Here is a 26,800-nt window from a genome sequence, read left to right on the forward strand (position 1 = left end):
GCTGAGGGCGCCGCGCGTTCACCGCCCGGCGGCGAACTCCCGCAGCGACTCGACCTGGGCCGGATCGAGCGAGGGCCGTACGGTCTGCCGGGCCTTGGCCACATCGTCGGCGGTGACATCGGCTGCATCGATGGAGCGGCGCATCGCCGTCAGCGCGGCCTCGCGCAGCAGCGCCACACAGTCCGCCGCGCTGTAGCCGTCCAACTCGCCGGCCAGCGCCTCGAGGTCCACCTCCGGCGACAGCGGCACGGACTTGCCAGCGGTCCGCAGGATCTCCTTGCGCGCCTCGGCATCCGGCGGCTCGACGAACACCAGCTTCTCCAGCCGGCCGGGTCGCAGCAATGCCGGGTCGATCAAATCGGGGCGGTTGGTCGCGCCGAGCACGACGACGTCACGCAGCGGTTCGATACCGTCCAGCTCGGTCAGCAGCGCGGCCACCACCCGGTCGGTCACGCCGGAATCGAAACTCTGACCGCGTCGCGGGGCCAGCGCGTCGATTTCGTCGAGGAACACCAGCGACGGGGCAGAATCCCTTGCCCTCCTGAACAATTCGCGGACGGCCTTCTCTGACGAGCCCACCCACTTGTCCATCAGTTCGGCACCCTTGACGGCGTGCACGCTCAACCGGCCGGAGCTGGCCAACGCGCGCACCACGAACGTCTTGCCGCAGCCGGGCGGCCCGTAGAGCAGCACACCCTTGGGCGGTTCCACGCCGAGGCGGGCGAAGGTATCCGGATGCTGCAGCGGCCACAGCACCGCCTCGGTCAGCGCCTGTTTGGTGGCAACCATGTCGCCGACGTCTTCGAGGGTCACCGATCCGACGGACACCTCCTCGGTGGCCGACCGGGACAGTGGGCGGATGACGCTCAGTGCGCCCTTGAGGTCGTCCTGAACAAGAGCCGGCGGCTTGCCGTCCTCGCTGGCCCGCGCCGCCGCGCGCAGCGCCGCCTCACGTACCAGCGCAGCCAGATCGGCGCGCACGAAACCTGGTGTGCGGTCGGCAATCTCGTCGAGGTTGAGGTCCACGGCCGGCACGTCACGCAGCAGCACCTCCAACAGCGCCTTGCGGGTGGCGCCGTCGGGCAGGCTCAACCCGACTTCGCGGTCACACAGATCCGGTGCGCGCAGCCGGGTGTCGAGAGCGTCGGGCTGCTGAGAGGTGGCCACCAGTGCCACCCCCGGCGCAGCCACCGCCTTGCGCAACTCGGCCAGGATCATCGTCGCGACCGGCTCGGGTGGTGTGGGCAGCAGCGCGTCGATATCGGTGACCAGCAGGACACCGCCCCCGTCGCACACCGTGGTGACCGCCTCGGCCACCGCCCGCTGCCGATCCGGGGCGGCCAGCGCCCCGGTGTCCGGGCCGTCGAGTTCGACCAGCCGGCGTCCGGCGCACACTGCCCGCACCAGGGTCGCTTTGCCCACCCCGGCCGGGCCGGTGATCAGCACACCCAGATTCGGTTTGGCGCCAAGCTTTTCCAGCAGGGCAGGCTCGTCGAGCGCCAGCTTGAGCCACTCGGTGAGCCGGCCCGCCTGCACGTGCTGGCCCTTGAGATCGTCCATCGAGACCGGTGGCGATTCCGGCCACACCATCGGTGGGCTGACCGCCGCGCCCTGGCCCGCGGGAGGCGATGACGGTGTGACGCCGTCCCCCCAGGTGACCGATGAATTCGGTTGCACACTCACCGGTCCGGCCGGATCGGTGCCGGTCACCGTCAGCAGCTCAGAGGTCCAGGTGATGCCGACCGAGGATGCCAGTGCTGAACTGGCCTCCGAGGTGGACGTGCCCGGGCCGAGGTCGCGGGGCAGCAGGGAAACCGTGTCGCCGACCGTCATCACCTTGCCCAGCAATGCTTGGCGCAAGGTGGCCGACGACACCGACTGGGTGGCCAGCGTAGAGCCGCGCAGCGTCACCGAGCGTGCCCCATACACCGTCACCGCCGACACCAGCACGGTGGTGTTCTCGCGCAGGCCCGCGTTGGACAGCGTGACGTCGTCGAGCAGAGCCGTCCCGGCCGGTGTGTCCGCGGGTGCGATCCCGGCGACGGCGGAGGTGGTGCGAGAACCGGTGAGCGACACCGCATCCCATTCCCGGATGCCCAGTGCGGCAATGGCCTCGGGATGCAGCCGTACAACGCCGCGCCGGGAGTCCAGGGCCGAGGTGTTCAGCCGCGCCGTCAGCGCCAGGCTGGACGCCGGCGGCGGTGGGCCGGTGACATCGAGATCGGACATGGTTCAGTCACCCGGCCTACGCAGTCGCAGCCGTGCCATCGAGCGGCGGTTGGGCTGTTGGGCGCGGCGGATGGCGCGTCGCGCGGCGCGCTGCTGGCGCGGCCTGTCATTCCAGGCCTCGGGATGAGCGGCCACCCAGCGCTGGCTGCGGATCGTGAACGGGATGATGCACAGATAACCCACGATGATCAGCAAGATCAGGATGTAGGGGAACAACAGCAGTGCGGCCGCGGCAGCGGCGATCAGGATCAGCAGGATCGGTGCGGCGTTCGGCGGCATGGACACCGACTTGAGCGCCAGCGTCGGCACCCGGCTGATCAGCAGCGCGGCATTGGCGGCGAACCAGAAGCAGACGAACCACGTCGAGGTCCACCAGCCGTGCCCGAACTGCAGCATCGCCGCGAGCGGGCCGATCACCCCGACCGCACCGCACGGCGCGGGCATGCCGGTGAAGTACTGACGGGTGTAGGCGGGCCGGGTGTCATCGTCGAGCAGCGCGTTGAAGCGGGCCAATCGCAACACGATGCACACCGCGTAGAGCAACGCGAAGATCCAGCCGACCGGCGAGGTCGGCAGCAGAGTCACGTACACCACCAGCGCCGGGGCTACCCCGAAGTTCACCGCGTCGGCCAGCGAGTCGATCTCGGCACCCATCCGGGACTGGGCGTCCAGCGCGCGGGCGATACCGCCGTCGATGCCGTCGAGCACCGCCGCGGCCCCGATCAGGGCGAGGGCGATATGCGGGCGCTGATCCAGGGCGAACTTGATGGACGTCAGCCCGGCGCAGATCGCCAGCACGGTCGTCGCGCTCGGCAGGATCCGCATCGCGGCCGGGCGCCCGGGTTTGATCACGGCAGCTGCGCCAATACCGTCTCGCCGGCCAGAGCCCGCTGACCGGGCTCGACCAGGATCTGCGATCCCGCGGGAAGGTAGGTGTCCAGGCGCGAGCCGAAGCGGATCAGCCCGTAGGTGTCGCCGATGGCGACCTTGTCGCCGGCTCGCACGTCACAGACGATGCGGCGCGCTATCAGGCCGGCGATCTGCACGACCACCACGTCTTGTCCTTCCGGCGTGCGGATCAGCACACTGTTGCGTTCATTGTCCTCGCTGGCCGCCGCCAGATCGGCCGAATGGAAACTGCCGGGCCGGTACTGCACGTCGAGCACCTCACCGCCCACCGGTGTGCGCTGGACGTGGGCGTCGAGCAGCGACAGGAAGATGCTCACCCGGGGTACCGGACCCGCGGGCAGGCCCAGCTCAACCGGCGGTTCGGCCTCCTCGACCAGGCAGATCAGCCCGTCGGCGGGGGCGACGACAACGCCGGCCCGGGTCGGTGGGGTGCGTGGGGGATGCCGGAAGAAGCCGGCATTGGCCGCAGCGGCCGCCAAGCCCGCCCGGCGAACCCAGCGGTTCTTGCGGCCCAGGGCAGCGACCGCAAGACCGGCCGAGATGAAGGGCATGCCGGCGGGGTGGACCGGCGGAACCGAGGAGCGCACCAGCGCGACCAGCCGTTGCGGGCCGGACTTCAGGTTGTCTTCCGCTGTGCGGGGGCGTCTGGCCATCGGCGTGATTCTACTGACGTCGCGCTACGAGAGGTCCCACAGCTGCACCTGTTCGCCGGCGGCCACCTGCGTGACATCCTCGGCGATCTCCAGCAGGCAGTTGGCCGAGGCCAGCCACCGCAGGTGATGCGAGGCCGGGGGGCCATAGGTGGTGACCGTGCCGCTGGCTGCGTCGTAGACGCCACGACGGAACTGACGCTTGCCCTTCGGGGAGCTCAGATCCTCGGTCAGCACGGCATTGCGCCGCGGGCGGTTCGGATCCGGCAGGCCCATCGCCGCGCGCAGCGCGGGACGGACGAACACTTCGAAGGACACCAGCGCGCTGACCGGATTGCCGGGCAGCGTGATGATCGGTGTCCCGTGAATGCGCCCCGCGCCCTGCGGCATACCGGGTTGCATGGCGACCTTCACGAACTCCACCGCACTGGAGCCGCTGGGCCGGTGACCGTCGGCCGAGCCCCCGAAAGCGTCCTTGACCACCTCGTAGGCACCGGCGCTGACGCCACCGGAGGTGATGATCAGGTCTGCCTGCCCGGCATAACCCTCCAGCACGGCGCTGAACTGGGTGACGTCGTCGCTGGATGTCGGGGTGGCCACCACCTCGCCGCCGGCTTCGCGCACGGCCGCCGCCAACATGATCGCGTTGGACTCGTAGATCTGTCCGGGCTTGAGTTCGGTTCCGGCCGAGACCAGTTCGGAGCCGGTGGACATCACCAGCACGCGTTGCCGCGGCAGCACCGTCAGCTGCCCCAGGCCCAGCGCCGCTGCCAGTCCCAGCGCCGCCGGAGTCACCAGCTGTCCGGCGCGCAGTACCGCCGTCCCGGCGGTGACGTCCTCACCGGCCAGCCGGATGTGCTGGCCCGGCTTGGCCGAGGTCCGGATCTCGACGGTGTCGGTGCCGCCGTCTGTCAGTTCGACGGCGACGACGGCGGTGGCTCCGTGCGGCACCGGTGCACCGGTCATGATGCGGTGCGCAGTTCCCGGCGCCAACGTCAACGGGTCCGTGCGCCCGGCCGGAATATCCTCGGCCACAGGCAGTTTCACGGGATGGTCGGCGTCGGCGCCGGCGATGTCCTCGGCATGCACCGCATAGCCGTCCATCGCCGAGTTGTCGAATACCGGCAGGGACAGCGGCGCCGCGACGTCGGTGGCGAGCACCCGCCCCTCGGCCTCGGCCAGCCCCACGGTGACCGGGCTCCTGGCCGCGATCAGCTCGGCGACCACCCGCTGGTGTTCTTCGACGGTGCGCATCAGATCGGAAACCTCACTTCGGTCAGCTCTTCGGACACCGACCACAGTCGGCGCTGCAGGTCGAGATCGTGGGAGCGGGTGCTGGATTGCACGACGACGGGGTAGCCGCGACGTTCGCCGGTCCCGTCCGGGCCGTAGTACTGGCCGCCCCGGACATCCGGATCGGTGGCCGCCCGCAGCAGGGTCAGCGCACCCATCGCGGCGCTCTGCAGGATCAGCGGGCCGATGAACCGGGTGGCCGGCTGCAGGATCGACGGCAGGTTGCGGCCCAGCTCGGTGTAGGAGACGCCCGGGTGGGCCGCCACCGCGATGGTGCCCGCGGCGGCCTGGCCGAGCCGGCGCTGCAGTTCATAGGTGAACAGCAGATTGGCCAGCTTGGAGCGGGCATAGGCCGGGATGCGGCTGTAGCGGCGGGCGGACTGCAGGTCATCGAAGTCGATGTCGGCCAGCGTGCCGTGGGCCAGGCTGGACACCGTCACGATGCGCGAACCCGGCACGGGCAGCAGGGTGTCGAGCAGCAGGCCGGTGAGCGCGAAGTGCCCCAGGTGGTTGGTGCCGAACTGCAGCTCGAAGCCGTCGCGGGTGGTCTGCTTGGACGTCCAGGCCACGCCACCGTTGTTGATCAGCAGATCGATGCGCGGATACTCCGAGCGCAGTGCCTCGGCCGCGGCCCGGATGGACTCCAGCGAGGCCAGGTCCAGCTGCTGCAGGCTCACCTTGGCAGCGGGTACGGTCGCCAAGATCTGCTCCCTGGCAGCGCGGCCCTTGTCGAGATTGCGCACCGCCATCACGACTTTCGCGCCCCGGCCGGCGAGCACGATGGCTGTCTGGAAGCCGATCCCACTGTTGGCGCCGGTGATCACGGCGACGCGCCCGTGCTGCGGGGAAACGTCGGCCGCGGTCCACCTGCTGCCGGTCATGTGTCAGACGATACGGCGGCCCAACTTGCGTCCATGCCGCGGCCGTTTACTGTTCGCGGTATGGCGATCGGTGGTGTGTTGTTCGACATCGACGGCGTGCTGGTCACATCCTGGGAGCCGACCCCAGGTGCGGCCGAGACGCTGGCGGTGCTCACCGAGCACCAGATCGCGCGGTCCTTCCTGACCAACACCACCACGCGTACCCGTCAGCAGATCGCCGCGGCGCTGTGTACGGCGGGGATGAACGTGCGACCCGACGAAGTGATCACCGCGGCGGTGCTGACCGCCGACTATGTGCGGTCGAACTATCCGGACGCGCGCTGCTTCCTGGTGAACGACGGCCAGATCACCGATGACATGCCGGGCATCGAGATCGTCGACTCGGTGGTCTATGACGACGGAGCCGATCCCGGCACACCGGATGTCATCATCCTCGGCGGAGCCGGTCCCGAATACAACCATCGCACGCTGTCGCGCGTCTACGAATGGATGACCCAGGGCGTGCCCGTGGTGGCCATGCACCGCAGCACCGCGTGGGAGACCACCGATGGACTGCGCGTCGATACCGGGATGTATCTGATCGGGTTGGAGCAGGCGAGTGGCCGCAAGGCGATGGCGGTCGGTAAGCCGGCACCGGCCGGGTTCCTGGCGGCAGCGACGCGACTCGGAGTGGACCCCGACGAGATGTACATGGTCGGCGACGACCTCAACAACGACGTGCTGGCCGCCCAGGTGGTCGGGATGACCGGCGTGCTGGTGCGCACCGGAAAGTTCCGCCAGGTCACGTTGGATCGTTGGGCGGCAGACGAATTCGCGATGCAGCCCAATTATGTGCTGGACTCGGTGGCGGACCTTCCCGAGCTGTTGGGTCTCTAGCCCGGACGCGCGGTGAGGCCGCGTACAGCTTCGATGCGCGCCTTGAGCTGATCGCGGGTGGCTGCCGCTACTGGCGGCCCGCCGCAGATCTGCCGCAGTTCGTTGTGAATCTGCCCGTGCGTCTTGCCGGTTCGGTGGTGGGCCAGCGATACCAGGGTGTTGAGCTCGCGACGTAGATCTCTCAGCTGGCCGTGCGTTGACGGCCGGGGCACCTCACCGCTGGCAGTGCGCTTGGTCAGTTGTTCTTCTTGCCTGCGCCGCAACAGATCTCGCATCGACTCGGCGTCGAGCAGGCCGGGGATGCCGAGATAGTCGGCCTCCTCCTCGCTACCCGCCGGGGTCGCGGTGCCGAATGACGAGCCGTCGAAGATCACCTGATCCAGTTCGGCGTCGGCGCCGAGGTACTCGATCTTGTTCTCGTTCTCGTCGGGCTCGTCGCGCTTCTGCGCCGCCAGTTCGGCATCGAGCGGATCGCCCTCGGTCTCGCGGTGCGGTTTGCCCAACACATGGTTGCGCTGGGCTTCCATCTCGGAGGCCAGCAGCAGCAGGTTGGGCACTGAGGGCAGGAAGATGCACGCCGTCTCGCCGGGGCGCCGCGAGCGCACGAACCGGCCGATCGCCTGGGCGAAGAACAGCGGGGTCGACGCGCTGGTGGCGTAGACGCCGACCGCCAGCCGGGGCACGTCGACCCCTTCGGAGACCATGCGCACGGCCACCATCCAGCGCGACGTCGCGGCCGAGAACTGGGAGATGCGGTCGGACGCGCCCGGGTCGTCGGAGAGCACCACGGTCGGGGCCTCACCGGTGATCTTGAGCAGCAGGTCGGCATACGCCCGGGCGGCGGTCTGATCCGAGGCGATGATCATGCCGCCGGCGTCGGGGACATGCTGCCGCAGACCGCGCAGCCGGGTGTCGGCGGCGGCGATCACCGCGGGCATCCACTCGCCGGCCGGGTTGAGTGCCGTCTTCCAGGCCCGCGCCGTCTGCTCGGCGGTCAGCGGTTCGCCGAGGCGTGCCGCGTGTTCCTCGCCGGCGCTGTCGCGCCACCGCGCCTCGCCGGAATAGGCCATGAACATCACCGGCCGGACCACCCCGTCGGCCAGCGCCTCGGAGTAGCCGTAGACGTGGTCGGCCTGCGAGCGGGCGAACCCGTCGGGCCCGACCTCGTAGTTGACGAAGGGGATGGCGCTGTCGTCGCTGCGGAACGGCGTACCGGTCAACGCGAGCCGGCGGGTGGCGTCGTCGAACGCCTCGCGCATGGCGTCGCCCCAGCTCTTGGCATCACCGCCGTGGTGGATCTCGTCGAAGACGACGAGGGTCCTGCGGTTCTCGGTGCGCACCCGGTGCCGGGTGGGGTGGCTGGCCACCTGGGCGTAGGTGACCACGACGCCGTGGTAGTCGCTGGAGGTCTGCGAGTTGGAGTTGGAGAACTTGGGGTCCAGCGCGATGCCATGTCGCGCCGCCGCCTGCGCCCACTGGATTTTCAGGTGCTCGGTGGGCACCACGATGGTGACCGTCTCGACGGTGCCCTCGGCCAGCAGTTCGGCGACGATACGCAGGGCGAAGGTGGTTTTTCCGGCGCCCGGAGTGGCGACCGCCAGGAAGTCGCGCGGCTTGGCGGTGAGGTATTTCACCATCGCTCGCCGCTGCCAGCCCCGCAAAGCCTGGGTGCTGGGCGCATCCTCTGCCCGCACCCGTGGGACTCCTTCCTGACCGAGATGGACTCTAGTGCAAGCGGATCCGCCCACGCACCTCGATGCGGCGTGTCGTCAGACGAAGAAGTTGTCGTGGCGGATGAAGAATTCGCGGCGCTCGTCGTCGGACAGTTCGCCGAGGGTGGCCAGACCCTCGAAGTAGAACTCCCGGGGTGCTCCGGGAGCAAACAACATCAGCATCGAGGCCGGCTCGTCAGCTTCGTTGCGGAAGCCGTGGATGCCGCCGGGCGGGACGTAGAGGAAGTCAGTGGCCGCACCGTCGGTCCATTCCGTCCCGTTGTACAGCGAGATGGTGCCCGACAGGACGAAGAACGCCTCGGACATCGCCCGGTGGAAGTGTGGCCCAGGGCCGCCGCCGCGGGGCGCGATCTCGACGCGGTACAGGCCGTAGTCGCCGTTGGTGGCCTGCTGGTCGGCGAGATAGTGGTATTTCACCAAGCCGAATGCGTCATAGTCCGCCGGTTCGTCGCCGCGCCGCAGCCGGGCGCTGACTTCCGGTTCCTCGGCGGTGTAGCGCGGGGGCGGGTAGGGCGGCACGATCAGCGACACCCCACCCAGTTTGCCCGCCCTCACACTCCGAAGACCACTCCCGTCAGCTCCTCCGAGACCGACCAGAGGCGGCGTTGGGCATCGACGTCATGAGAGGCCGCGCTGGAGCCGACCACCTTCGGGTAGCCGCGTAGTTCGCCAAGCCCGTCGGGCCCGTAATACTGGCCGCCGATGACGCCGGGGTCGGTGGCTGCCCGCAGGGTCGGCAGGGCTCCCATGTCGGTGCTCTGCTCCAGGGCCCGGAACGCCGCACGGACGGCTGGTGGCACGTGGCGCGACAACTCGGAATTGGATCCGCCGGGGTGTGCTGCGGTGGCGATGGCCTGGCTCCCCGTCAGGCGCCGCTGAAGTTCGTAGGTGAACAACAGGTTGGCCAACTTCGACTGCCCGTAGGCGGCCACCGGGCGGTAGCTGCGGTCGGACTGCAGATCGTCGAAGTGAATGCCGCGGCGCGCGAACCGGTGCCCCTGGCTGCTGACGGTCACGACGCGCGAGCCCGGCGTCTGGAGCAGCGTGTCGAGGAGTAGCCCGGTGAGGGCGAAGTGGCCCAGGTGGTTGGTGCCGAATTGCAGCTCGAAGCCGTCCTGGGTGGTCTGTTTCGGGGTCATCATCACCCCGGCGTTGTTGATCAGCAGGTCGATACGGTCGTAGTCGGTGCCGAGCTGCTCGGCAGCGGCGCGGACCGAGGCCAGCGAGGTCAGGTCGAGTTTTTGGACGGTGACCTCGGCGCCGGGAGTGCGCCGTCCGATCAGGTCGGCGGCGGCCTGGCCCTTGTCGAGATTGCGCACCGCGAGCACGATGCGGGCGCCGTGGGCGGCCAGGGCGCGGGCGGTCTCATAGCCCAGGCCGGTGTTGGCTCCGGTGATCACGGCGGTGCGGCCGGTCTGGTCGGGAATATCGGCGGCTGTCCACTTGCTCATGCGGTCTCCTACGATGGGGATCAAACGGGGCAGGCGCTCCGGATGCTTCAGTTATACGGAACGCGCGCCCCGGTTATCTATTCCCCGAGGTGGTGAGATGTCCAAGCCGATGCGGGCCGACGCTACGCGGAATCGCGCGCGCGTGCTCGAGGTCGCCTACGAGACGTTCGCCGCCGACGGTCTGGCGGTGCCCATCGACGAGATCGCCCGCCGCGCCGGGGTCGGCGCCGGCACCGTCTACCGGCACTTTCCCACCAAAGAGGCGCTGTACAGCGCTGTCGTCGAACACCGGATTCGCGACGTCGTCGAAGAGGGTCGCGGACTGTTGGCGGGCGGCGATCCCGGCACCGCCTTGTTCTCGTTCATCCGCTCGATGGTCTTGAGTTGGGGGGCCACCGACCGGGGCCTGAGCGAGGCGCTCTGCGGCGTGGGCATCGACATCAAGGCGGCGATACCCGAGGCCGAGGACGACTTTCTCGGCCTGCTCGCGGACCTGCTGGCGGCGGCGCAAGCGGCAGGAGTGGTCCGGCCCGACGTCGAAGTGGCTGACGTCAAGGCTCTCCTGGTGGGTTTGCAGGCCATGCAGGGCTACAACGAGGCCTCGGCCGACCGGCTCGTCGAGGTGGTCCTCGACGGCCTACGCGCAGCGTGAACAACCTTGCACTCGCCATGGCCGAGTGCTAAGAATGACGTTGGCACTCGCGACCGGTGAGTGCTAGGTCGGGACGGTGAGACCGCAGCCAACACAGCAGCGGTCGTCCGTCGCGGGCACTGCGTCCGGCCAAAAACGTGTAACCCCCAACCGGAGGATTACTTCGCAATGTCCAAGATCATTGCTTACGACGAAGAGGCTCGCCGCGGCCTCGAGCGGGGTCTCAACGCCCTCGCCGACGCGGTCAAGGTAACGCTGGGCCCCAAGGGCCGCAACGTCGTCCTGGAGAAGAAGTGGGGCGCCCCCACGATCACCAACGATGGTGTGTCCATCGCCAAGGAGATCGAGCTCGAGGACCCGTACGAGAAGATCGGCGCCGAGCTGGTCAAGGAAGTCGCCAAGAAGACTGACGATGTCGCCGGCGACGGCACCACCACCGCCACCGTGCTGGCCCAGGCTCTGGTTCGCGAAGGTCTGCGCAACGTCGCGGCCGGCGCCAACCCGCTCGGTCTGAAGCGCGGCATCGAGAAGGCCGTCGAGAAGATCACCGAGACGCTGCTGAAGAGCGCCAAGGAGGTCGAGACCAAGGAGCAGATCGCTGCCACCGCCGGTATCTCCGCTGGCGACCAGACCATCGGCGACCTGATCGCCGAGGCCATGGACAAGGTGGGCAACGAGGGTGTCATCACCGTCGAGGAGTCCAACACCTTCGGCCTGCAGCTCGAGCTCACCGAGGGTATGCGCTTCGACAAGGGCTACATCTCGGGTTACTTCGTGACCGATGCCGAGCGTCAGGAAGCCGTCCTGGAGGATCCCTACATCCTGCTGGTCAGCTCGAAGATCTCGACCGTCAAGGACCTGCTGCCGCTGCTGGAGAAGGTCATCCAGTCCGGCAAGCCGCTGCTGATCATCGCCGAGGACGTCGAGGGCGAGGCTCTGTCGACCCTGGTGGTCAACAAGATCCGCGGCACCTTCAAGTCCGTCGCCGTCAAGGCCCCGGGCTTCGGCGACCGCCGCAAGGCGATGCTGCAGGACATGGCGATCCTCACCGGTGGCCAGGTCATCAGCGAAGAGGTCGGCCTGTCCCTGGAGACCGCCGACGTGTCGCTGCTGGGTCAGGCCCGCAAGATCGTCGTCACCAAGGACGAGACCACCATCGTCGAGGGTGCCGGTGATTCCGACGCCATCGCCGGCCGGGTGGCCCAGATCCGCGCCGAGATCGAGAACAGCGACTCCGACTACGACCGCGAGAAGCTGCAGGAGCGCCTGGCCAAGCTGGCCGGCGGCGTTGCAGTCATCAAGGCCGGCGCTGCCACCGAGGTGGAGCTCAAGGAGCGCAAGCACCGCATCGAAGATGCCGTGCGTAACGCCAAGGCCGCCGTCGAGGAGGGCATCGTCGCCGGTGGTGGCGTGGCTCTGCTGCAGTCGGCTCCGGCTCTCGACGAGCTGTCGCTGACCGGTGACGAGGCCACCGGTGCCAACATCGTGCGCGTCGCGCTGTCGGCTCCGCTGAAGCAGATCGCCTTCAACGCTGGCCTGGAGCCGGGCGTTGTCGCCGAGAAGGTCTCGAACCTGCCCGCCGGCAATGGCCTGAACGCCGCTTCCGGTGAGTACGAGGACCTGCTCAAGGCCGGCGTTGCCGACCCGGTGAAGGTCACCCGCTCGGCGCTGCAGAACGCGGCGTCCATCGCGGCGCTGTTCCTCACCACCGAGGCCGTCGTCGCCGACAAGCCGGAGAAGGCCGCCGCACCTGCCGGCGACCCGACCGGTGGCATGGGCGGTATGGACTTCTAAGTCCCGGTACGAAGAAGCCCCGGTGCGCTCCGCGCACCGGGGCTTTTTCGCGTGTCCCCACTGTGGGCCTTATGCACAGGTTCAGGCCGAAATCCGTACACGAGGCCCACGCTCGTCGGGAGGGCTCGTCACTGTCGGCCCATGGAACTCATCATTGGTAGCGCGGCGGTGCGCCGTGGCGACATCACTCGACGCGGGCTCGCCCGCCATTACCTGCCCGTCTTTCGCGATGTGTATCTGCGGCGCGATGTCCAGATGACAGCACAACTCCGCGCACGTGCTGTGTGGCTGTCCACCGGCGCCACGGTGTGCGGTCTCACGGCCGCCGCCGCTCTGGGGACCAAGTGGCTCGATCCGTCGGTGCCGGTGGAAATCCTTCGCGCGGACCGCCATGCCGCAGCGGGCATGGTCGTCCGGTCATGGACTGTGCTGCCCGACGAAGTGTGTCTGGTCGCGAGCATCCGAGCCACCACGCCCGCTCGGACGGCATTCGATATCGGGCGGCTACTTCCGCAACCTGTACCGATCCTTGACGCACTGTTGAATGCCACCGGAGTGTCGGTAGCCGACGTCGCTGAACTCGCTCGTCGGCACCCGGGGAGCCGTGGCGTCGCGAAACTTCGGAGTGCACTTGAGCGGGTCGACGGTGGCGCCGAATCACCGCAAGAAAGCAAGCTGCGGCTCATCCTGGTCGATGGCGGACTGCCGGTACCAGAAACGCAGATAATGTTCCGCGATCTGCGTGTTCGTGTCGATATGGGTTGGCGGGAATGGAAGGTCGCCGTCGAATACGACGGCGTACAGCATTGGAACGACAGGCGGCAGCGGTCGTGGGATATCGAGCGGATCGCGCTACTCGAAGCGGCGGGCTGGGCGGTGGTGCGGGTCAGCGCCGAGATGATGGGACGCCCGCATGTCATCGTCGAGCGTGTTCGCGCCAAACTTCGCGCGGCAGGCTGTCCGGTCTAGCGACGACTGTGGGCCTCATGTACAGATCTCGGCGAATTCCCGTACTTAAGGCCCACACTCGGGAGGCGCCCCGGGCTACAGGGGCGAAGCCCTCTTTCCCGCTGGGTGCTACTTCCGCTGCTCGCCGCTCGACAGCCTGCGCTCCAGCACGACATCTCACGACGTCATGACACCGGCGCGGGACGACGGCCGCGGACCAGCTTCCCCGGTCGGGCCGCCGTCGGCACCCCGTTCTCGGAGATCACCTCGCCGGACACGATCGTCGCGACGTAGCCCTCGGCGGTCTGGTCCAGACGGCGTCCGCCCGCGGGCAGGTCATGGACCACCGTCGGCTTGTGCAAAGTCAGCGCGTCCTGGTCGATGACGTTCAGATCCGCCTTGTAGCCCACGGCAATTCGGCCACGATCGGCTAGCCCCGCCACCCGCGCCGGCACCGAGGTCAGTTCACGAACGGCGGCCGCCAGACTGATCCTGCCCGACGGCCGGTCCCGCACCCAGTGCGTCAGCAGATAGGTCGGATAGCTTGCGTCGCAGATCATCCCGTAGTGCGCGCCGCCATCGCCCAGCCCGAGGATGACGTCCTCGCGCGGTAGCAATTCGGCGACGGTATCCAGCGAGTTGTCCCGGAAGTTCGCGAGCGTGACCAGGAGCATCGCGTGGCCGTCATCGTCGAGCAGGCGGTCGTAGGCCTCCTCCAACGGGCTCACCCCACGGGCCTGGGCGCGCTCGGCGATCGACTCCGAGGGGTCGGGCTCGTAGTTCGGCGGCTCACCCAGCGGAAAGATGTAGCTCCACGCCTGCACCGCGAACATCAGCGGATGCCCCGCTCCGGCGGGCGTGTCGCTCAAAATGCGTTGGCGCACTTCGGGTTTGTGCATCTCAGCGACTCGCTGCTCCAGCGGCAGGTCGGCGATTTCCTGATAGCTGGGATACATCACGAACGGGTTGCCGCTGAGTTCCAGACCCAGCACCAGTCCGACCGGGCGCGGGAAGATCTGTGCGGTGATGTCGCCGCCGTTGGCGTTGGCCTTCTCCACCATCGTCAACGCGTCCAGGTAGTACGGCTCGCCGGCGTTGCCGACCGCCAGGGTGAACGTGACCGGCAGCCCCACCTCGGCGGCGACCTCGAACACCGTCCGCAACGCCGGCTCGTAATCGCCGGCAACCAGATCGGGCACGAACTGGATCAGGCCGCCACCGGCGTCGTCCACGCCCCGGGCGATCGCCTCGATCTCGGCCTGTGCCGCGTCATAGCTCGGGATCGGATTGCCGCTCTCGGTCTTGTGGATCGTCAGCCGTGACGAAGCGAACCCGAGGGCTCCCACCTGCACGGCCTCGGCGGCCAGCTTGCGCATCTGGGCGAGGTCCTCGGGGGTGGCGGGTTCGCGATCGACACCGCGCTGACCCATGACGTACACCCGAAGCGGAGAGTGCGGCAGCAGTGCTGCGACGTCGATATCACGGTGGCCGGTATCGAGGGCGTCGAGGAATTCCGGGAAGGTCTGCCAGGTCCAGGGCAGGCCGTCGGTCATCACCACGCCGGGGATGTCTTCGACCCCGGCCATCACGTCGACGAGCACCTCGTGGTCCTCGGCCCGGCACGGCGCGAAGCCCACCCCGCAGTTGCCCATCAGGGCGGTGGTGACCCCGTGTGATGACGACGGCGAGAGCCGATCCGACCAGATCGCCTGGCCGTCGTAGTGGGTATGCAGGTCGACGAAACCGGGGGTGACGAGCAGTCCGGTGGCGTCGATCTCGCGCGCGCCCTTTTCCGAGATGTCACCGACGGCGGCGATGACGCCGTCGGTGACGGCAACGTCGCCGTGGAAGGGTTCGCCGCCCAGACCGTCGACGATGAGTCCGTTGCGGATGACGAGGTCGTAAGTCATGGTTCCGAGATTACGTCGGCTCGGCCTGCATGATGGGTGCTGTGATCGATCACTTCGGAATCAATTGCGCGGACTACGCCGCATCGCGGAAGTTCTACGACACGGTGCTGGCGGTGCTCGGGTATCTGCCGGTGATGGACTTCGGTCCGGCGACCGGTTACGGGCGCGACGGCCACCCGAGTTTCTGGATCTCCGACGGAGCCGGGATGGGGCCCAACCGGGAGACACACATCGCCTTCGCCGCCGCCGACGAGAATGCCGTCAACTCGTTCTACGACGCCGCGATGGGTCTTGGCGCCGAATCCCTTCATGCGCCCCGACTGTGGCCGGAGTACCACCCCGGTTACTACGGTGCGTTCGTCCGCGACCCCGACGGCAACAATGTCGAGGCCGTGTTTCACGGGGCGCAGCCCGCCGTCCAGGTTCCGACCAATTCCGCGTAGCGTCGAGGTCATGGCCGACTCACCCACCGATGCCGCTGCCGCGCGCGAACTGCTGCGCGACGCATTCACCCGCATCATCGAGCATGTCGACGACCTGACCGACGACCTGACCGACGAGGTGTCCTTCTTCCGGCCCACCGCGACGGCCAACAGCATCGCGTGGCTCATCTGGCACAGCGCGCGGATCCAGGACGCCCAGCTGGCCGCGATCACTGGGTCTGAGCAGGTGTGGTTCAGCGGTGGATGGGTGGACCAGTTCGACCTGGACCTGCCGCGGGACGCGCACGGGTACGGTCACACTCCCGAGGAGGTCGGAAAGGTGCGCGCCCCGGCGGATCTGCTGGCCGGCTATTACCACGCCGTGCACAAGAGCGCGCTGGAATACATCGCGACCGTCGACGCCGCCGAACTGGCTCGCGTGGTGGACCGGAACTGGGACCCGCCGGTGACCGCCACTGTGCGGCTGGTCAGCATCTTCGACGATTGCATGCAGCATTTGGGCCAGGCCGCCTATATCCGGGGGATCTGGCGCTGACGGCCGCGCGGTGGTGGCCGCTGATCGCGGTGCCGTCGATGGTGGTGCTCGGTCTGGCGGTGGGTCACGGCTCGACGCCGATCGACGCTTGGTTCCAGCAGGCCAACGGCAGCGGGCTCGGGCGGCTGCTCTTCTTCACTGATGTGCGCACCATGGCGGTCGTCCTGCTGGTCGCGGTCTTGGCGGCGATGGCCGCCAAGCGGTGGTTCCTCGTCGTGCTGATGGTGGTCAGTCCTGTTGCGGCGGTGATGATTGCGGGCTGGCTCAAGCGACTGTTCGGCCGTGAGAAGGATGGCGCACTGGCCTATCCCAGCGGTCATACGACAGTGATGGTGATGGTGCTCGGCATGGTGATTCTGCTGGTCGGTCTGCGACTGTGGGTGATGCTCGCGGCCGGACTGTGGACGCTGCTGGGGGTGGTCGGCCAGGCGGTGTCCTACCACTACTTCACCGACGCAGTCGGTGCTGTGCTGCTGGCGTCCTCGGTGCTGTGCGTCGTCGCGCTGATCGAGCACCGGCCGTTCACTCCGTCGTCACCGTCACGTCGGCCGGAGGAGCTATTTTGCGCCGGTGACACTGGAGATGAACGGCTTCAAGGTTTTCGACGACGACGATGACGACCCGGTGTTGCTGGATGCCGCCGGCCTGCCTGTCGACACCTGGCGGGAGAACTACCCGTACGACGAGCGGATGTCGCGCAGCGAGTACGAGGAGCAGAAGCGGCTGCTGCAGATCGAACTGCTGAAGCTGCAGAAGTGGAGCCAGGCGAACGGGCACCGGCACGTGATCGTGTTCGAGGGGCGTGACGCCGCGGGCAAGGGTGGCACCATCAAGCGGTTCATGGAACATCTCAATCCGCGGGGCGCCCGGGTGGTCGCGCTGGAGAAGCCGACGGAGAAGGAAACCACCCAGTGGTACTTCCAGCGCTACGTCAACCATCTGCCGGCTGCCGGTGAGATCGTGCTGTTCGATCGGTCTTGGTACAACCGCGCCGGGGTGGAGCGTGTCATGGGCTACTGCACGCCCAAGCAGCATGCCGAGTTTGTCCGGCAGGCCCCGTTGTTCGAACAGATGCTGGTCAACGACGGCATCAGCCTGACCAAGCTCTGGTTCTCGGTGTCGTCCTCCGAGCAGCGCACCCGATTCACAATCCGCCAGGTAGACCCGGTGCGGCAGTGGAAGCTGTCACCGACCGATCTGGCGTCGCTGGACAAGTGGCATGACTACACCGCGGCCAAGGAAGACATGTTCGCCTGGACGGACACCGAGATTGCGCCGTGGACGGTCATCAAGAGCAACGACAAGAAGCGTGCCCGGATCAACGCGATGCGGCATGTCCTGAGTAAGTTCAACTATGAGAACAAGGATCATGAAGTGGTCGGCAATCCTGATCCCCTGATCGTGGGCCGCGCGACGTCTCATTCCGACTGAGGCCGGGCGCGTCCCAATGAGGAGGACGCGTGCGGTTCGTGGCCACATTGCTGATGTGGCTCGTCACCACTGTCTTGCTGGCTGTTGCCCTGCCGGCGGCGTGGGTGCAGCAGCACTTGGTCGACGGTGACGGGTATGCGGCGCTGGCGCAGAAGGCCGCCGCCGATCCGGGCCTGAAATCGGCCGTGGCCGGTGAGCTGACGACCCAGGTGGCGCGGCTGGGCACCGGCGTCAATACCGGGACGGTGAGTCTGGTGGCGGCCACGTATACGGCAAGCTCGGCATTTCCCGGACAGTTCGCGCAGGCGAACCGCTTCGCGCACCGGTGGCTGTTCACCGATTCTGTGCAATCCAGTGTCGACTCGCAGGGTCGCTGGGTGATCGACTTCGCGCCGATGCTGTCCGACGCCGCGTTCAAGGAGACGTTGAGCGACTACAACATCACGGTGCCGACGTCGGTGCCAATTCCGTTGACCGACAATGCGCCATCGATCTTGCGTCCGGGTGCGCTTCGGCCGGTGGCGGCCTACGGGCCGTGGGCCAGCGTGGGGTTGGCGGTGCTGACCGCCGTCGCGGCACTGCTGACGTTGTTCGTGGCCCGCAGCCGCGGAAAGATGCTGGTCGGGTTGGGTGTGGCTGGGCTACTGGTGGGCGGATTAGGTTGGGCAGCAATCGAATTCGGTCGACGGCATCTGAATACTCTGCTGGACAACTCGTCGGGCAACATCCGGCGGATCGCCGAGGCCATGGTGAACACCGCAGTCAACAGCATGCATCAGTGGCTGAACATCTCGCTGATTGTCGGTGGGGGACTGGTGTTGATCGGTGTGATCGTGACGCTGCTGGCGGGGCTGGCGAAGTCGAGCTAAGGGCGATCGCGTTCCTCTTGAGCGTCGAGTTCGGCGTAATGCCGGGCGACCGGATCACGCAAGCCGTAGCCCATCGGCCGCTTGGTACCTATCGAATAGCCGACGATGTACAACACCGGCGGTAGGAAGAACATCAGCACCGATACGGCCACGATGATGAAGGCCTGCACCTTCTGCCCGCGTGCCATCGGTAGTTTGCGGGTGGCATCGTCGATCCCGCCCATAAGAGCGAGGATGCAGATAAGTCCGCCAGCCGGAAGTGTGTGCGGATCCCATCCAAGTTTTGCCCCGCCGACGGCGACGAATACGACGAAGACAGCAAACAGCCACCACGCCTTCGGCGCTGTCACGGCGCCCGGATAGCTGTCACGGGGTGGTAGTTGAGGTGGCTCGTCAGTGTCCTGGTCGCTTGGGTCAGGCGTAGTGGGGGGAGTTGTGAACGAACGAACGCGGCCGCGAATGACGATGTAGGGAGTTCGAAAGTAGGTGTAGAACAGCAGTATTGATCCCATACCGACGCCGAATATGACGACTGTCTTCCAGCCGCGAGAGGCCAGACTCAACGAGATGAAGGTGATACCCAGGAACGAGCTGAGCCAGAACAGCCAGCGTTCGTACTGGGGGTCTTTGACGAAGGCTGTCCCGATCCAGGCGACGAGAACGAGCGCACCTCCGGCGATGAGCAGCCAGTTCGACCAAGTCTCAAGCGTCACGGGCGGAGTTCCGGGAATGGGCTATGGGGAAGGCCGAAAATGCAGACGGTCTGCTCACCATGGTCGAGGTTGATCGGGGTGAGGATCGTGGATAGCAGCCTCCGAGCGCTGGCATCTTCGGTCCCGCGCGCTATTCCGCGTCCTGGTCGTCGGCTAAGGCTGGTGGCCGGTCGGCGCGGCGATTAATGGCAAAGGCTGCATAAATGCGGCCGTGGATCTTGATCCGATTGGTCCAAAAGAACGCGATACCGCACAAGGTGACGCTGGCCATGATCGCTACGAACAGCCCGCCGCGCCAGTTGGGCAGCTGTGACAGGAACATCAATGGTATGGCTATTGTGCAACCAGCCCACCAAACACGACGCTCAATTGAGTCCGGCGAGAGTGTCTCAGATTTCCACAAAGGGAAGCTGCTGAAGATTGTGCCACCGGCAAGCGCTGCGACCGCGGCGTAGCCAAGAGCTTGTTGCACTCTATCCAACCTTCCCGTCGCTGTTTGACGAGGCAAAGCTTGAATCGACAAGACCGCCGAACATGCCGCCGAGCTTCTGGCCTCCCTCACCACCCAGGTAACTTGCGGCGACGACGATCGCCGCTGTGGTCCAAGGGCCGGTTACAGACCCGAGCAAGGCCGCCGCGCCCCACCCTGCAGCTATGCCGCCTGCGACGTTGCCGCTGGCTTCACCAAACTCCTCGTATTTGTGATCGCCACCCTGGTTTTGGAGTAGGTCGATGAACGCGATCCCAAACTGCAGCGCGTCGCCCGTGTTTCCCGCGTACTTCGCGATTCGCGCCCATTTGACTGCGTCATCTGGTGATAGCAGATCCTCCAGCTTGGCATGGCGCCCTTGGGGAATGGCATCGGCGTACGTTTCGGTTGCTTTCAAGGGGAAGCCCGCTACCTCGGCCATGTCACCGGCGCGGTGCAACAGATCCATGATCACTACCTTGGCGCCGGCCTCCGACATCCCTTGACTCGTCAACGCCGTCATCGCCCGTTCCACCGCGACGACCCGCCCGTACTGCTCACCCTCGTCCAGCGCCTGCGTCGCCTGATCTGCCGTCATCGCGGGCAGCCCGTACGTTCCCCGTTCCAGCCGCTGCTGCATGTCCAGCCGCGAACGGGCTCGGCTGCGCGCGTCACCACCGAGCACCGGGTCCGTCGGCAAGGGGCCGACAAAATTGGCCATCCGGAAGTCGTCCAGGCGCTCACCGGCCAACCGCCTCGCGTCGGGAGTGGCAGCGGGATCCGTCGTGGCGGCCAGATCGCGCAATCGTGCTGCAGCTGCGGACTTTTCGGGCGTCATCGCACCGCCACTGTTCACCAATGCCTCGTCCTTGGCCCGCTGGTTGGCCTCGTACCAGTCGGTGGCCTCTCGGCCGCGCTGCTCGGGCCCCAGTTCGCCGTCGCCGTCGGCGTCCTCGATCGGCGCAGGATCGTAGCCGTGGTCGGCACGCAGTGTCGTCAGGGAAGCGTTGAGCTTGCTCGAATAGTCGTCACGCAGCGCCGTCACCTGATGCAGGACGTTGGCCGTGGCAGTTATCGCGCTGTCCTCGAGAGCCGCCGTGTCCTGGTGCTGGGTCAACGCCTGCCCGATCAGAGCGTCGATGTAGTGCAGCTGAGTGTTGAGGTTCTCCACCTCCATGCCGGAGAAGCGTTGCGTCTCAGCGAGTGTGGCGGCTATGCCGGCCAAGTCGGCACCGATCGCCGGCAGCTGGTCCTGCTGGACCATCAAACGCGTCGTCGCCCGCTGGACTTCGGCACTGTCATTGATCGGATGCCCGCCATCCTCCCGGTTCCATGAGGCGCGAAACCGCGCCTGTGCCTCGGTGAACTCCTTGTACGTCTCGGCCGTGCAGGCGCCCGCCTCGAAGAATGCCCGGCCCAGGTCGGAGATCGCCCCGGGGTCGCCACTCTGAACCGTCGCATCGACCTTCCACGGATCGCCGCCCGCCTCGCCGATCAGCGCCCCGACGCTGATATGCGTCAGGTTCGGATACTCGCTCACAGCACGGCCCGCAGCGCCTCGGCGTTGCGGTCCTCCATGTCCACGAACGCCGAGGCTGTGGTGTGGGCCTTGTCCCCGAGCACCCCGAGCCGGCTCTGGTGGTCGCGCAGCCGTCGCATGTGGGTGGTGTGGGCATCGTCGAGAGCCCCGCAGAACGACTCAGCCGCACCGAAGGCGCCGAAGATCCCCGCCGCTACCGTGCCGCGTGCCAGCCGGTCGGCGCCCTCCATGGCAAGCCAGGCCGCGTTGTACGACCGGTTTGCACCCGACCGCATCTCATCGACGTCGACCCGCACCGCACTACCCCTCCGAAGTTAGCTGTTAGCTAGAGGGTACTACGGAATGTTTGCTGGTCAATTCACCCCGGAACCCAGCAGTCGGTGCAGGAACGAGTAGCTCAGCGCCGACTTGAACGCCGTCTGAGCGTTGTCGGCCGCCCCGGCATGGCCACCCTCGATGTTCTCGTAGTACCAGACGTCGTGGCCGGTCTCTTCCAGCGCGGCCGTCATCTTGCGGGCATGTCCGGGATGCACCCGGTCGTCGCGTGTCGAGGTCGTGATCAGCACCGGGGGATAGTGCCGGTCGGCGGAGATGTTCTGGTACGGCGAGTACTCGGAGATGAACTCCCAGTCCTGTGGGTCGTCGGGATCGCCGTATTCGGCCACCCACGACGCCCCGGCCAGCAGCAGATGGAACCGTTTCATGTCCAGCAGGGGCACCTGGCAGACCAGCGCGCCGAACCGCTGCGGGTACTTCGTGAGCATGATTCCCATCAGCAGGCCACCGTTGCTGCCGCCTTGGGCTCCGAGTTGCGCGACGGTCGTGATCCCGCGCTCGACGAGGTCGCGCGCCACCGCGGCGAAGTCCTCGGCCACCTTGTGCCGCCCTTCACGCATTGCCTGGGTGTGCCAGGCCGGCCCGTACTCGCCGCCGCCGCGGATGTTGGCCAGCACGTAAGTCCCGCCGCGGGACAGCCACAGCCGGCCAAGCACCCCGTCGTACCCCGGCGTCCGGGATACCTCGAACCCGCCGTAGCCGCCCAGCAGTGTGGGTCCGGGCGCCTTGGTGTGACTGTGCCCGACGACGAAGTAGGGGATTGCTGTGCCGTCATCGGAGGTCGCGAAGTGTTGGGCCACTTCAAGATCCGCGGCGTCGAAGAACGACGGCGCCCGCTTGATCTCGGTGAGCGCACCACCAGCGGTACCGTGCAGCAGGCGTGACGGGGTCAGGAAGCCACTGGAATCCAGGAAGATCTCGTCGCCGTCGCTGTCGGCCGCCACGATCACCGTGTTGGTGTTCGCCGTCAGGCCCGGTATCGGTTCGCGCGCCCACGTGCCCGGCGTCACCACCTCCACCTGGCTGGCCACATCGGCCAGCGTCACCACCACCAGTCGGTCGCGGGTCCACGAGTACTGGTGCAGGCAGGTGTGTTCGTCGGGCTCGAAGACGACCGCCAGATCCGCTGTACCGTCGAGGAATCGCTCGAAATCGGCAGCCAGCAGCGACCCCGCCCGATATGAACCCGTCCCAGTGTGCCAGTCGGTACGCAACTCGATCAGCAGCCACTGTCGATGCACCGACAAGCTGGCATCGGTCGGTGCATCGATGCGCACCAGCTCCCCCGAACGTAGTTGATAGACATCGTCATTGAAGAAGTCGATCGCGCGGTACAGCAGGGTTCGCTCGAAACCGGGTGTGCGGTCCACCGAAGCCGAGACGATGACGTCGGTGACCGGGCCGCTGAAGACCGTCTCGGCCGCCGACAGCGGTTGCCCACGCTTCCACCGTTTGACGATCCGCGGGTAGCCGGACTCGGTCATCGAATCCGGACCGAAGTCGGTACCGACCAGGACGGTGTCGTGGTCTTCCCACGTCACGTTCGACTTCGCCTCCGGCAGCGCGAAGCCGTCAGCCACGAATTGCCGCCCCACCATGTCGAATTCGCGCACCACGGCGGCATCTGACCCGCCCCGGGACAAGCTGACCAGGGCCAGGCTGTGATCGGGTTCGATGACATCTGCCCCGGCCCACACCCAGTTCTCCCCGTCTGCGCGGGCCAGTTCGTCGACGTCGATGATGACGTCCCACTCCGGAATCTCGGTCAGATAGCTGTCCAGGGTGGTCCGCCGCCACACGCCCTTGGGGTTGGCGGCGTCACGCCAGAAGTTGTACAAGTACGCACCGCGGCGTCGCACGTACGGAATGCGGGCGTCGGTGTCGAGGACCTCCAGCGCCTCGGCCCGCAACTGCTCGAACGTCTGGTCGCGGAACTCGGCGATCGTGGGCTCGTTGTGCTTGCGCACCCAGTCGAGCTGGTCGTCTCCCGAGATCTCCTCGAGCCACAGGTACGGGTCGTTGTCTTCAGCCGCGTTCGTCACCCAACCATTCTGCGTAGCCGGCCCGGCCCCGGTCGATCCGGTGGCAACAACCGGCAGGCTCGGTACGATCGGCCCAGCTAGGTATTGGGGGCGCAGGTGAATCATGTCCGCCAGTGGTGGCGACAGCCGGACCGCTATGAGTGGTTCGCGGACTATCTCGCCTCGCGCCGGCTGGCTTCCATCGCTCGCGGCGTGATGGCGGTGATCGTGGCGGTCCTCGCCGGGGCCATGGCGTTGATGACGTTCAGTCCGGCCGGCCCGCACGGGTGGGCGCGCGGTGTCGCCCTGGCAGTCGCCGCAGGTTTTGCCGGGATCGCCGCTGCGTATGCGCTGCGATGGCCGAGCAGGCGATTGTCGACGGCCTTCTCGATGTTCGGCACGGCAGGCGTCGCGGTGGTGGCCCTGACCCAGACCGAAGAACACGCCGGACTGCTGACCTGCTGGGCATTCCTGGGCCTTGCTGCCTATGTGGCGACCTGCCACAGCCCCCGCCTCCTCGTGTTCACGGTGGGCGTCGCGCTCGCAACGGCTGTCGCTAGTGCGGCCCGCATGGTGCTGGTCGATGATGTCCCGATGGCCGCGGCCACGCTCGTGCTCGCCACCGGCGGCCTGCTCACTGTCCCGTTCGGCGGGCAGATCCTCATGCGGCTGCTGTGGAACGACGCGGTGTCGACCGATCCGTTGACCGGCCTGGCGAACCGGCGAGGCTTCCGCCGGTCGGCCCGCGCCCTCCTCCGCGGTGGCCTGCGTCGCGGCCCGGTGTGCTTCAGCGTGGTGATGATCGATCTGGACGGCTTCAAACGCCTCAACGACACCCTCGGTCACGCGGTCGGCGACCAGATCCTTGTGGAGGTGGCGGCCACGATTCAGGAGGTTGGCGGACCTGGGGTCCTGGCCGCCCGCGTGGGCGGCGAGGAATTCGTCATCGCCCAGGCATCGCCGGCCCGGGAAGTGGAGATGCTCGCCCGCAGGCTCTGTGCGGCGATCGCCGCCAATGCCTGGGGCGTGACAGCGAGTCTGGGGATCGCCGATGTGACGGTGACCGACCCGGCCGAGGATGTCCGCGCGGTGATCGAGGGTGCGATCGCTGCTGCCGATATGGCGATGTATGAAGCAAAGCGCGCAGGCGGCAACCAGATTCGCCAATCGGCTGCCGCCTGAGCGCCCGTGCCTCAGCTGAGGTGATGCACCTCCTGCAAGCCGTACACCGGTGTCGGGATCCCCTCGTAGCGTGCCTTGAGCTGCAGCGCCAGATACAGCGAGTAGTGCCGTGACTGATGCAGGTTGCCGCCGTGGAACCACAAGTTGTCCTGCTGGGTCGGCTTCCACATGTTGCGCTGTTCGCCCTCCCAGGGCCCGGGGTCCTTGGGGGTGTCCGAACCAAGACCCCACACCTTGCCCACCTTGTCGGCAACCTCCTGACCGATCAGGTCTGCCGCCCAGCCGTTCATCGAACCGAAGCCGGTGGCATATACCACCAGGTCGGCGGGCAACTCCGTGCCGTCGGCCAGGATGACAGCGTCCTCGGTGAGGTGAGACACCTGACCGTGGGCGAGTTTGATCTTGCCGTCGGCCACCAGGTCGCAGGCGCCGACGTCGATGTAGTAGCCCGAACCGCGCCGCAGATACTTCATGAACAGTCCGGAACCATCTGCGCCCCAATCTAATTCGAAGCCAGCCGCAGTGAGGCGGTCGTAGAACTCCTTGTCACGTTCCCGCATCTGGTCATACAGCGGGATCTGGAACTCGTGCATGATGCGGTAGGGCAGCGACGCGAACGTCAGGTCGGCCTTCTCCGTGGTCATCCCCGCCGCGAGTGCACGTTCGGAGTACAGATCGCCGAGGCCGATCTCCATCAGGCTCTCCGACTTCACGATGTGCGTCGAGGACCGCTGCACCATGGTCACGTCGACGCCGTTCTCGTAGAGCGCCTTGCAGATGTCGTGCGCGGAGTTGTTCGACCCGATCACGACGGCCTTCTTGCCCGCGTACGGGTCCGGCCCCGGATGGGCGCTGGAGTGGTGCTGGTCGCCGCGGAAGACGTCCTGGCCCGGCAGCGTCGGCACACTGGGCTTGCCGGACATGCCGGTCGCCAGCACCAGCTGCGTCGGATGCAGCGTCAGCCGCTCGCCGTCGCGGTCCACCTCCACGGTCCACGTCTTGGTGCCCTCGTCGTAGGACGCCGACAGGCATGTCGTCTTCGACCAGTACGGCACCTCCATGACGCGGGTATAGAACTCCAGCCAGTCGCCGATCTTGTCCTTCGGCGCGAACACCGGCCAGTTCTGGGGGAACGGCAAATAGGGCAGATGGTCGTACCAGACCGGGTCGTGCAGGCACAGTGACTTGTACCGCTTGCGCCATTGGTCACCCGGCCGTTCGTGACGGTCGACGACGATGGCGGGCACCCCGAGCTGACGCAGCCGAGCCCCCAGCGCGATCCCGCCCTGGCCACCGCCGATCACCAGCACATAGGGCTGCACGGTGCGCCCCAGTTCGGCCTCCTCCTGCGCGCGCTTCTCCGCCCAGGAACGCCGGTCCGGGTCGTTACCGTGTACCGCGCCCAGTACCCGCGACGGTCCCTTGGCCTCCTCGAAGCCCTTGAGTTCCTGCAACGCCGTCAGCAGGGTCCACCCCTGGTCGCCCTTGAGCCGGAGGTGCCCCGTTGCCCGCCCGGTTGCGGTCTCGAACTCGATGAACGCCGAGGTCACGTCGCCGTCAACAGTCGGCGCCTCGCGGGTCCGAAACCCCGACGGGTCGGTGTCGTCGAGCCGGGCGGCCAGCATGCCGGCGATCGCGTCACGCCCCTCGACGGTCTTGATGTTCCAGGTGAACGACACCAGGTCGCGCCAGAAGCTGTCGGTGGCGAATTGCGCTGCGGCACGGTCGATATCGCGGGCCGCCAGCGCGGCCTCGAAGTCGGCCAGCCAGGCGTCGACCCGCTGCTGCGGGGTGAGGTCTGTCCGTGGTTCCAGTGTTGATGTCATGTGAGGCAGGACACACCGCGGCTTGATGGGTCGACAAGAGTTGCGAGGCGTTGCAACCGGCAGCTGCAACCCCCTGCAACTCTTTCGGGATGTGGTCGCGGTCACATAG

25 protein-coding genes are annotated in these 26,800 nt (G+C 67.2%); 10 read left to right on the forward strand and 15 right to left on the reverse strand.

Going from position 1 to position 26,800, the window contains the following annotated elements; translation table 11 throughout:
• Positions 1 to 18 precede the first annotated feature (18 nt).
• From G6N35_RS23030 to G6N35_RS23050, 5 genes are read right to left on the reverse strand one after another with little or no spacing between them, the layout of a single operon-like run.
• Entirely contained in the window at positions 19 to 2,229 is a 2,211-nt protein-coding gene (locus tag G6N35_RS23030; protein WP_163806391.1) for an AAA family ATPase, read from the reverse strand.
• Positions 2,230 to 2,232: 3 nt separating this feature from the next.
• Positions 2,233 to 3,054, reverse strand: a complete 822-nt coding sequence (locus G6N35_RS23035; protein WP_163807879.1) for a CDP-alcohol phosphatidyltransferase family protein — start codon at positions 3,052 to 3,054, stop codon at positions 2,233 to 2,235.
• Positions 3,055 to 3,077: 23 nt separating this feature from the next.
• The gene (locus G6N35_RS23040) at positions 3,078 to 3,791 is read right to left on the reverse strand and encodes a phosphatidylserine decarboxylase (protein ID WP_163806393.1); all 714 of its coding nucleotides are present in this window, start codon (positions 3,789 to 3,791) and stop codon (positions 3,078 to 3,080) included.
• Positions 3,792 to 3,815: 24 nt separating this feature from the next.
• Positions 3,816 to 5,042, reverse strand: a complete 1,227-nt coding sequence (gene moeA, locus G6N35_RS23045) for a molybdopterin molybdotransferase MoeA (RefSeq protein ID WP_163806395.1) — start codon at positions 5,040 to 5,042, stop codon at positions 3,816 to 3,818.
• The gene (locus G6N35_RS23050) at positions 5,042 to 5,962 is read right to left on the reverse strand and encodes an SDR family NAD(P)-dependent oxidoreductase (RefSeq protein ID WP_163806397.1); all 921 of its coding nucleotides are present in this window, start codon (positions 5,960 to 5,962) and stop codon (positions 5,042 to 5,044) included. The genes moeA and G6N35_RS23050 overlap by 1 nt, the downstream gene beginning before the upstream one ends.
• A 60-nt stretch (positions 5,963 to 6,022) precedes the next feature.
• Between G6N35_RS23050 and G6N35_RS23055 the strand changes: the two genes are divergently transcribed.
• Positions 6,023 to 6,838, forward strand: coding sequence for an HAD-IIA family hydrolase (locus G6N35_RS23055; RefSeq protein ID WP_163806399.1), 816 nt, complete (start codon positions 6,023 to 6,025; stop codon positions 6,836 to 6,838).
• Here the strand turns inward: G6N35_RS23055 and G6N35_RS23060 are convergent.
• From G6N35_RS23060 to G6N35_RS23070, 3 genes are all read right to left on the reverse strand, one after another.
• Positions 6,835 to 8,475, reverse strand: coding sequence for a DEAD/DEAH box helicase (locus tag G6N35_RS23060; RefSeq protein ID WP_246224694.1), 1,641 nt, complete (start codon positions 8,473 to 8,475; stop codon positions 6,835 to 6,837). The genes G6N35_RS23055 and G6N35_RS23060 overlap by 4 nt on opposite strands.
• Positions 8,476 to 8,607: 132 nt before the next feature.
• Positions 8,608 to 9,102: a cupin domain-containing protein gene (locus G6N35_RS23065; RefSeq protein ID WP_163806403.1), complete on the reverse strand. Its 495-nt coding sequence runs from the start codon at positions 9,100 to 9,102 to the stop codon at positions 8,608 to 8,610.
• Positions 9,103 to 9,122: 20 nt separating this feature from the next.
• Entirely contained in the window at positions 9,123 to 10,022 is a 900-nt protein-coding gene (locus tag G6N35_RS23070) for an SDR family NAD(P)-dependent oxidoreductase (RefSeq protein ID WP_163806405.1), read from the reverse strand.
• 109 nt (positions 10,023 to 10,131) lie between these two features.
• Here G6N35_RS23070 and G6N35_RS23075 point away from each other — a divergent pair, with 109 nt between their 5' ends.
• From G6N35_RS23075 to G6N35_RS23085, 3 genes are all read left to right on the forward strand, one after another.
• A complete protein-coding gene (locus G6N35_RS23075; protein WP_163807880.1) occupies positions 10,132 to 10,674 on the forward strand; it encodes a TetR/AcrR family transcriptional regulator in 543 nt (180 codons plus the stop codon).
• Positions 10,675 to 10,842: 168 nt separating this feature from the next.
• The gene (groL, locus tag G6N35_RS23080; protein WP_163806407.1) at positions 10,843 to 12,468 is read left to right on the forward strand and encodes a chaperonin GroEL; all 1,626 of its coding nucleotides are present in this window, start codon (positions 10,843 to 10,845) and stop codon (positions 12,466 to 12,468) included.
• A 141-nt stretch (positions 12,469 to 12,609) separates the two neighbouring features.
• Positions 12,610 to 13,437, forward strand: coding sequence for an endonuclease domain-containing protein (locus G6N35_RS23085; protein WP_163806409.1), 828 nt, complete (start codon positions 12,610 to 12,612; stop codon positions 13,435 to 13,437).
• Positions 13,438 to 13,601: 164 nt separating this feature from the next.
• Here G6N35_RS23085 and G6N35_RS23090 read toward each other — a convergent pair whose 3' ends face one another.
• Entirely contained in the window at positions 13,602 to 15,326 is a 1,725-nt protein-coding gene (locus tag G6N35_RS23090) for an N-acyl-D-amino-acid deacylase family protein (RefSeq protein WP_163806411.1), read from the reverse strand.
• 41 nt (positions 15,327 to 15,367) lie between these two features.
• Here G6N35_RS23090 and G6N35_RS23095 point away from each other — a divergent pair, with 41 nt between their 5' ends.
• Genes G6N35_RS23095 through G6N35_RS23115 form a run of 5 tightly spaced genes read left to right on the forward strand, consistent with a single transcriptional unit; the run spans position 15,368 to position 18,604 of the window.
• Complete coding sequence (locus G6N35_RS23095; RefSeq protein WP_163806413.1) at positions 15,368 to 15,769, forward strand: VOC family protein; 402 nt, start codon at positions 15,368 to 15,370, stop codon at positions 15,767 to 15,769.
• Positions 15,770 to 15,779: 10 nt separating this feature from the next.
• Positions 15,780 to 16,304, forward strand: a complete 525-nt coding sequence (locus G6N35_RS23100) for a mycothiol transferase (RefSeq protein WP_163806415.1) — start codon at positions 15,780 to 15,782, stop codon at positions 16,302 to 16,304.
• Positions 16,253 to 16,921, forward strand: coding sequence for a phosphatase PAP2 family protein (locus G6N35_RS23105; RefSeq protein ID WP_179967410.1), 669 nt, complete (start codon positions 16,253 to 16,255; stop codon positions 16,919 to 16,921). Before G6N35_RS23100 ends, G6N35_RS23105 begins: the two co-directional genes overlap by 52 nt.
• On the forward strand, positions 16,887 to 17,735 hold the full coding sequence (gene ppk2, locus G6N35_RS23110) for a polyphosphate kinase 2 (RefSeq protein ID WP_163807881.1): 849 nt from the start codon (positions 16,887 to 16,889) through the stop codon (positions 17,733 to 17,735). Before G6N35_RS23105 ends, ppk2 begins: the two co-directional genes overlap by 35 nt.
• 29 nt (positions 17,736 to 17,764) lie before the next feature.
• Positions 17,765 to 18,604, forward strand: a complete 840-nt coding sequence (locus G6N35_RS23115) for a hypothetical protein (protein WP_163806417.1) — start codon at positions 17,765 to 17,767, stop codon at positions 18,602 to 18,604.
• Here the strand turns inward: G6N35_RS23115 and G6N35_RS23120 are convergent.
• The 5 genes from G6N35_RS23120 to G6N35_RS23140 all read right to left on the reverse strand — a co-directional run bounded on the left by G6N35_RS23120 (position 18,601) and on the right by G6N35_RS23140 (position 23,809).
• The gene (locus tag G6N35_RS23120) at positions 18,601 to 19,317 is read right to left on the reverse strand and encodes a hypothetical protein (RefSeq protein WP_163806419.1); all 717 of its coding nucleotides are present in this window, start codon (positions 19,315 to 19,317) and stop codon (positions 18,601 to 18,603) included. The two genes, G6N35_RS23115 and G6N35_RS23120, sit on opposite strands and share 4 nt — an antisense overlap.
• Before the next feature lie 130 nt (positions 19,318 to 19,447).
• Entirely contained in the window at positions 19,448 to 19,789 is a 342-nt protein-coding gene (locus G6N35_RS23125; protein WP_163806421.1) for a hypothetical protein, read from the reverse strand.
• A gap of 1 nt (position 19,790) precedes the next feature.
• Entirely contained in the window at positions 19,791 to 21,326 is a 1,536-nt protein-coding gene (locus G6N35_RS23130; protein WP_163806424.1) for a putative alpha/beta hydrolase, read from the reverse strand.
• Positions 21,323 to 21,622 (reverse strand): DUF2563 family protein, encoded by a 300-nt coding sequence (locus tag G6N35_RS23135; RefSeq protein WP_163806426.1) that lies wholly within the window; start codon positions 21,620 to 21,622, stop codon positions 21,323 to 21,325. The genes G6N35_RS23130 and G6N35_RS23135 overlap by 4 nt, the downstream gene beginning before the upstream one ends.
• 57 nt (positions 21,623 to 21,679) lie before the next feature.
• Positions 21,680 to 23,809: a prolyl oligopeptidase family serine peptidase gene (locus G6N35_RS23140; RefSeq protein ID WP_163806428.1), complete on the reverse strand. Its 2,130-nt coding sequence runs from the start codon at positions 23,807 to 23,809 to the stop codon at positions 21,680 to 21,682.
• On the opposite strand from G6N35_RS23140, the gene G6N35_RS23145 reads away from it, so the two are divergent.
• Complete coding sequence (locus G6N35_RS23145) at positions 23,801 to 24,865, forward strand: GGDEF domain-containing protein (RefSeq protein WP_163806430.1); 1,065 nt, start codon at positions 23,801 to 23,803, stop codon at positions 24,863 to 24,865. The two genes, G6N35_RS23140 and G6N35_RS23145, sit on opposite strands and share 9 nt — an antisense overlap.
• A gap of 11 nt (positions 24,866 to 24,876) precedes the next feature.
• Here G6N35_RS23145 and G6N35_RS23150 read toward each other — a convergent pair whose 3' ends face one another.
• Complete coding sequence (locus tag G6N35_RS23150; protein WP_163806432.1) at positions 24,877 to 26,691, reverse strand: flavin-containing monooxygenase; 1,815 nt, start codon at positions 26,689 to 26,691, stop codon at positions 24,877 to 24,879.
• Positions 26,692 to 26,800 lie beyond the last annotated feature (109 nt).

Origin of the sequence: Mycolicibacterium anyangense, assembly GCF_010731855.1 — a bacterium.
GTDB lineage: Bacteria > Actinomycetota > Actinomycetes > Mycobacteriales > Mycobacteriaceae > Mycobacterium > Mycobacterium anyangense.

Bases quoted from the DNA above. Each gene is read 5' to 3' on its own strand.
- G6N35_RS23030 (WP_163806391.1), bottom strand. From the start codon at position 2,229: ATGTCCGATCTCGATGTCACCGGCCCACCGCCGCCGGCGTCCAGCCTG.
- G6N35_RS23035 (WP_163807879.1), bottom strand. From the start codon at position 3,054: ATGCGGATCCTGCCGAGCGCGACGACCGTGCTGGCGATCTGCGCCGGG.
- G6N35_RS23040 (WP_163806393.1), bottom strand. From the start codon at position 3,791: ATGGCCAGACGCCCCCGCACAGCGGAAGACAACCTGAAGTCCGGCCCG.
- moeA (WP_163806395.1), bottom strand. From the start codon at position 5,042: ATGCGCACCGTCGAAGAACACCAGCGGGTGGTCGCCGAGCTGATCGCG.
- G6N35_RS23050 (WP_163806397.1), bottom strand. From the start codon at position 5,962: ATGACCGGCAGCAGGTGGACCGCGGCCGACGTTTCCCCGCAGCACGGG.
- G6N35_RS23055 (WP_163806399.1), top strand. From the start codon at position 6,023: ATGGCGATCGGTGGTGTGTTGTTCGACATCGACGGCGTGCTGGTCACA.
- G6N35_RS23060 (WP_246224694.1), bottom strand. From the start codon at position 8,475: ATGGTGAAATACCTCACCGCCAAGCCGCGCGACTTCCTGGCGGTCGCC.
- G6N35_RS23070 (WP_163806405.1), bottom strand. From the start codon at position 10,022: ATGAGCAAGTGGACAGCCGCCGATATTCCCGACCAGACCGGCCGCACC.
- G6N35_RS23075 (WP_163807880.1), top strand. From the start codon at position 10,132: ATGCGGGCCGACGCTACGCGGAATCGCGCGCGCGTGCTCGAGGTCGCC.
- groL (WP_163806407.1), top strand. From the start codon at position 10,843: ATGTCCAAGATCATTGCTTACGACGAAGAGGCTCGCCGCGGCCTCGAG.
- G6N35_RS23085 (WP_163806409.1), top strand. From the start codon at position 12,610: ATGGAACTCATCATTGGTAGCGCGGCGGTGCGCCGTGGCGACATCACT.
- G6N35_RS23090 (WP_163806411.1), bottom strand. From the start codon at position 15,326: ATGACTTACGACCTCGTCATCCGCAACGGACTCATCGTCGACGGTCTG.
- G6N35_RS23100 (WP_163806415.1), top strand. From the start codon at position 15,780: ATGGCCGACTCACCCACCGATGCCGCTGCCGCGCGCGAACTGCTGCGC.
- ppk2 (WP_163807881.1), top strand. From the start codon at position 16,887: ATGAACGGCTTCAAGGTTTTCGACGACGACGATGACGACCCGGTGTTG.
- G6N35_RS23140 (WP_163806428.1), bottom strand. From the start codon at position 23,809: ATGATTCACCTGCGCCCCCAATACCTAGCTGGGCCGATCGTACCGAGC.
- G6N35_RS23150 (WP_163806432.1), bottom strand. From the start codon at position 26,691: ATGACATCAACACTGGAACCACGGACAGACCTCACCCCGCAGCAGCGG.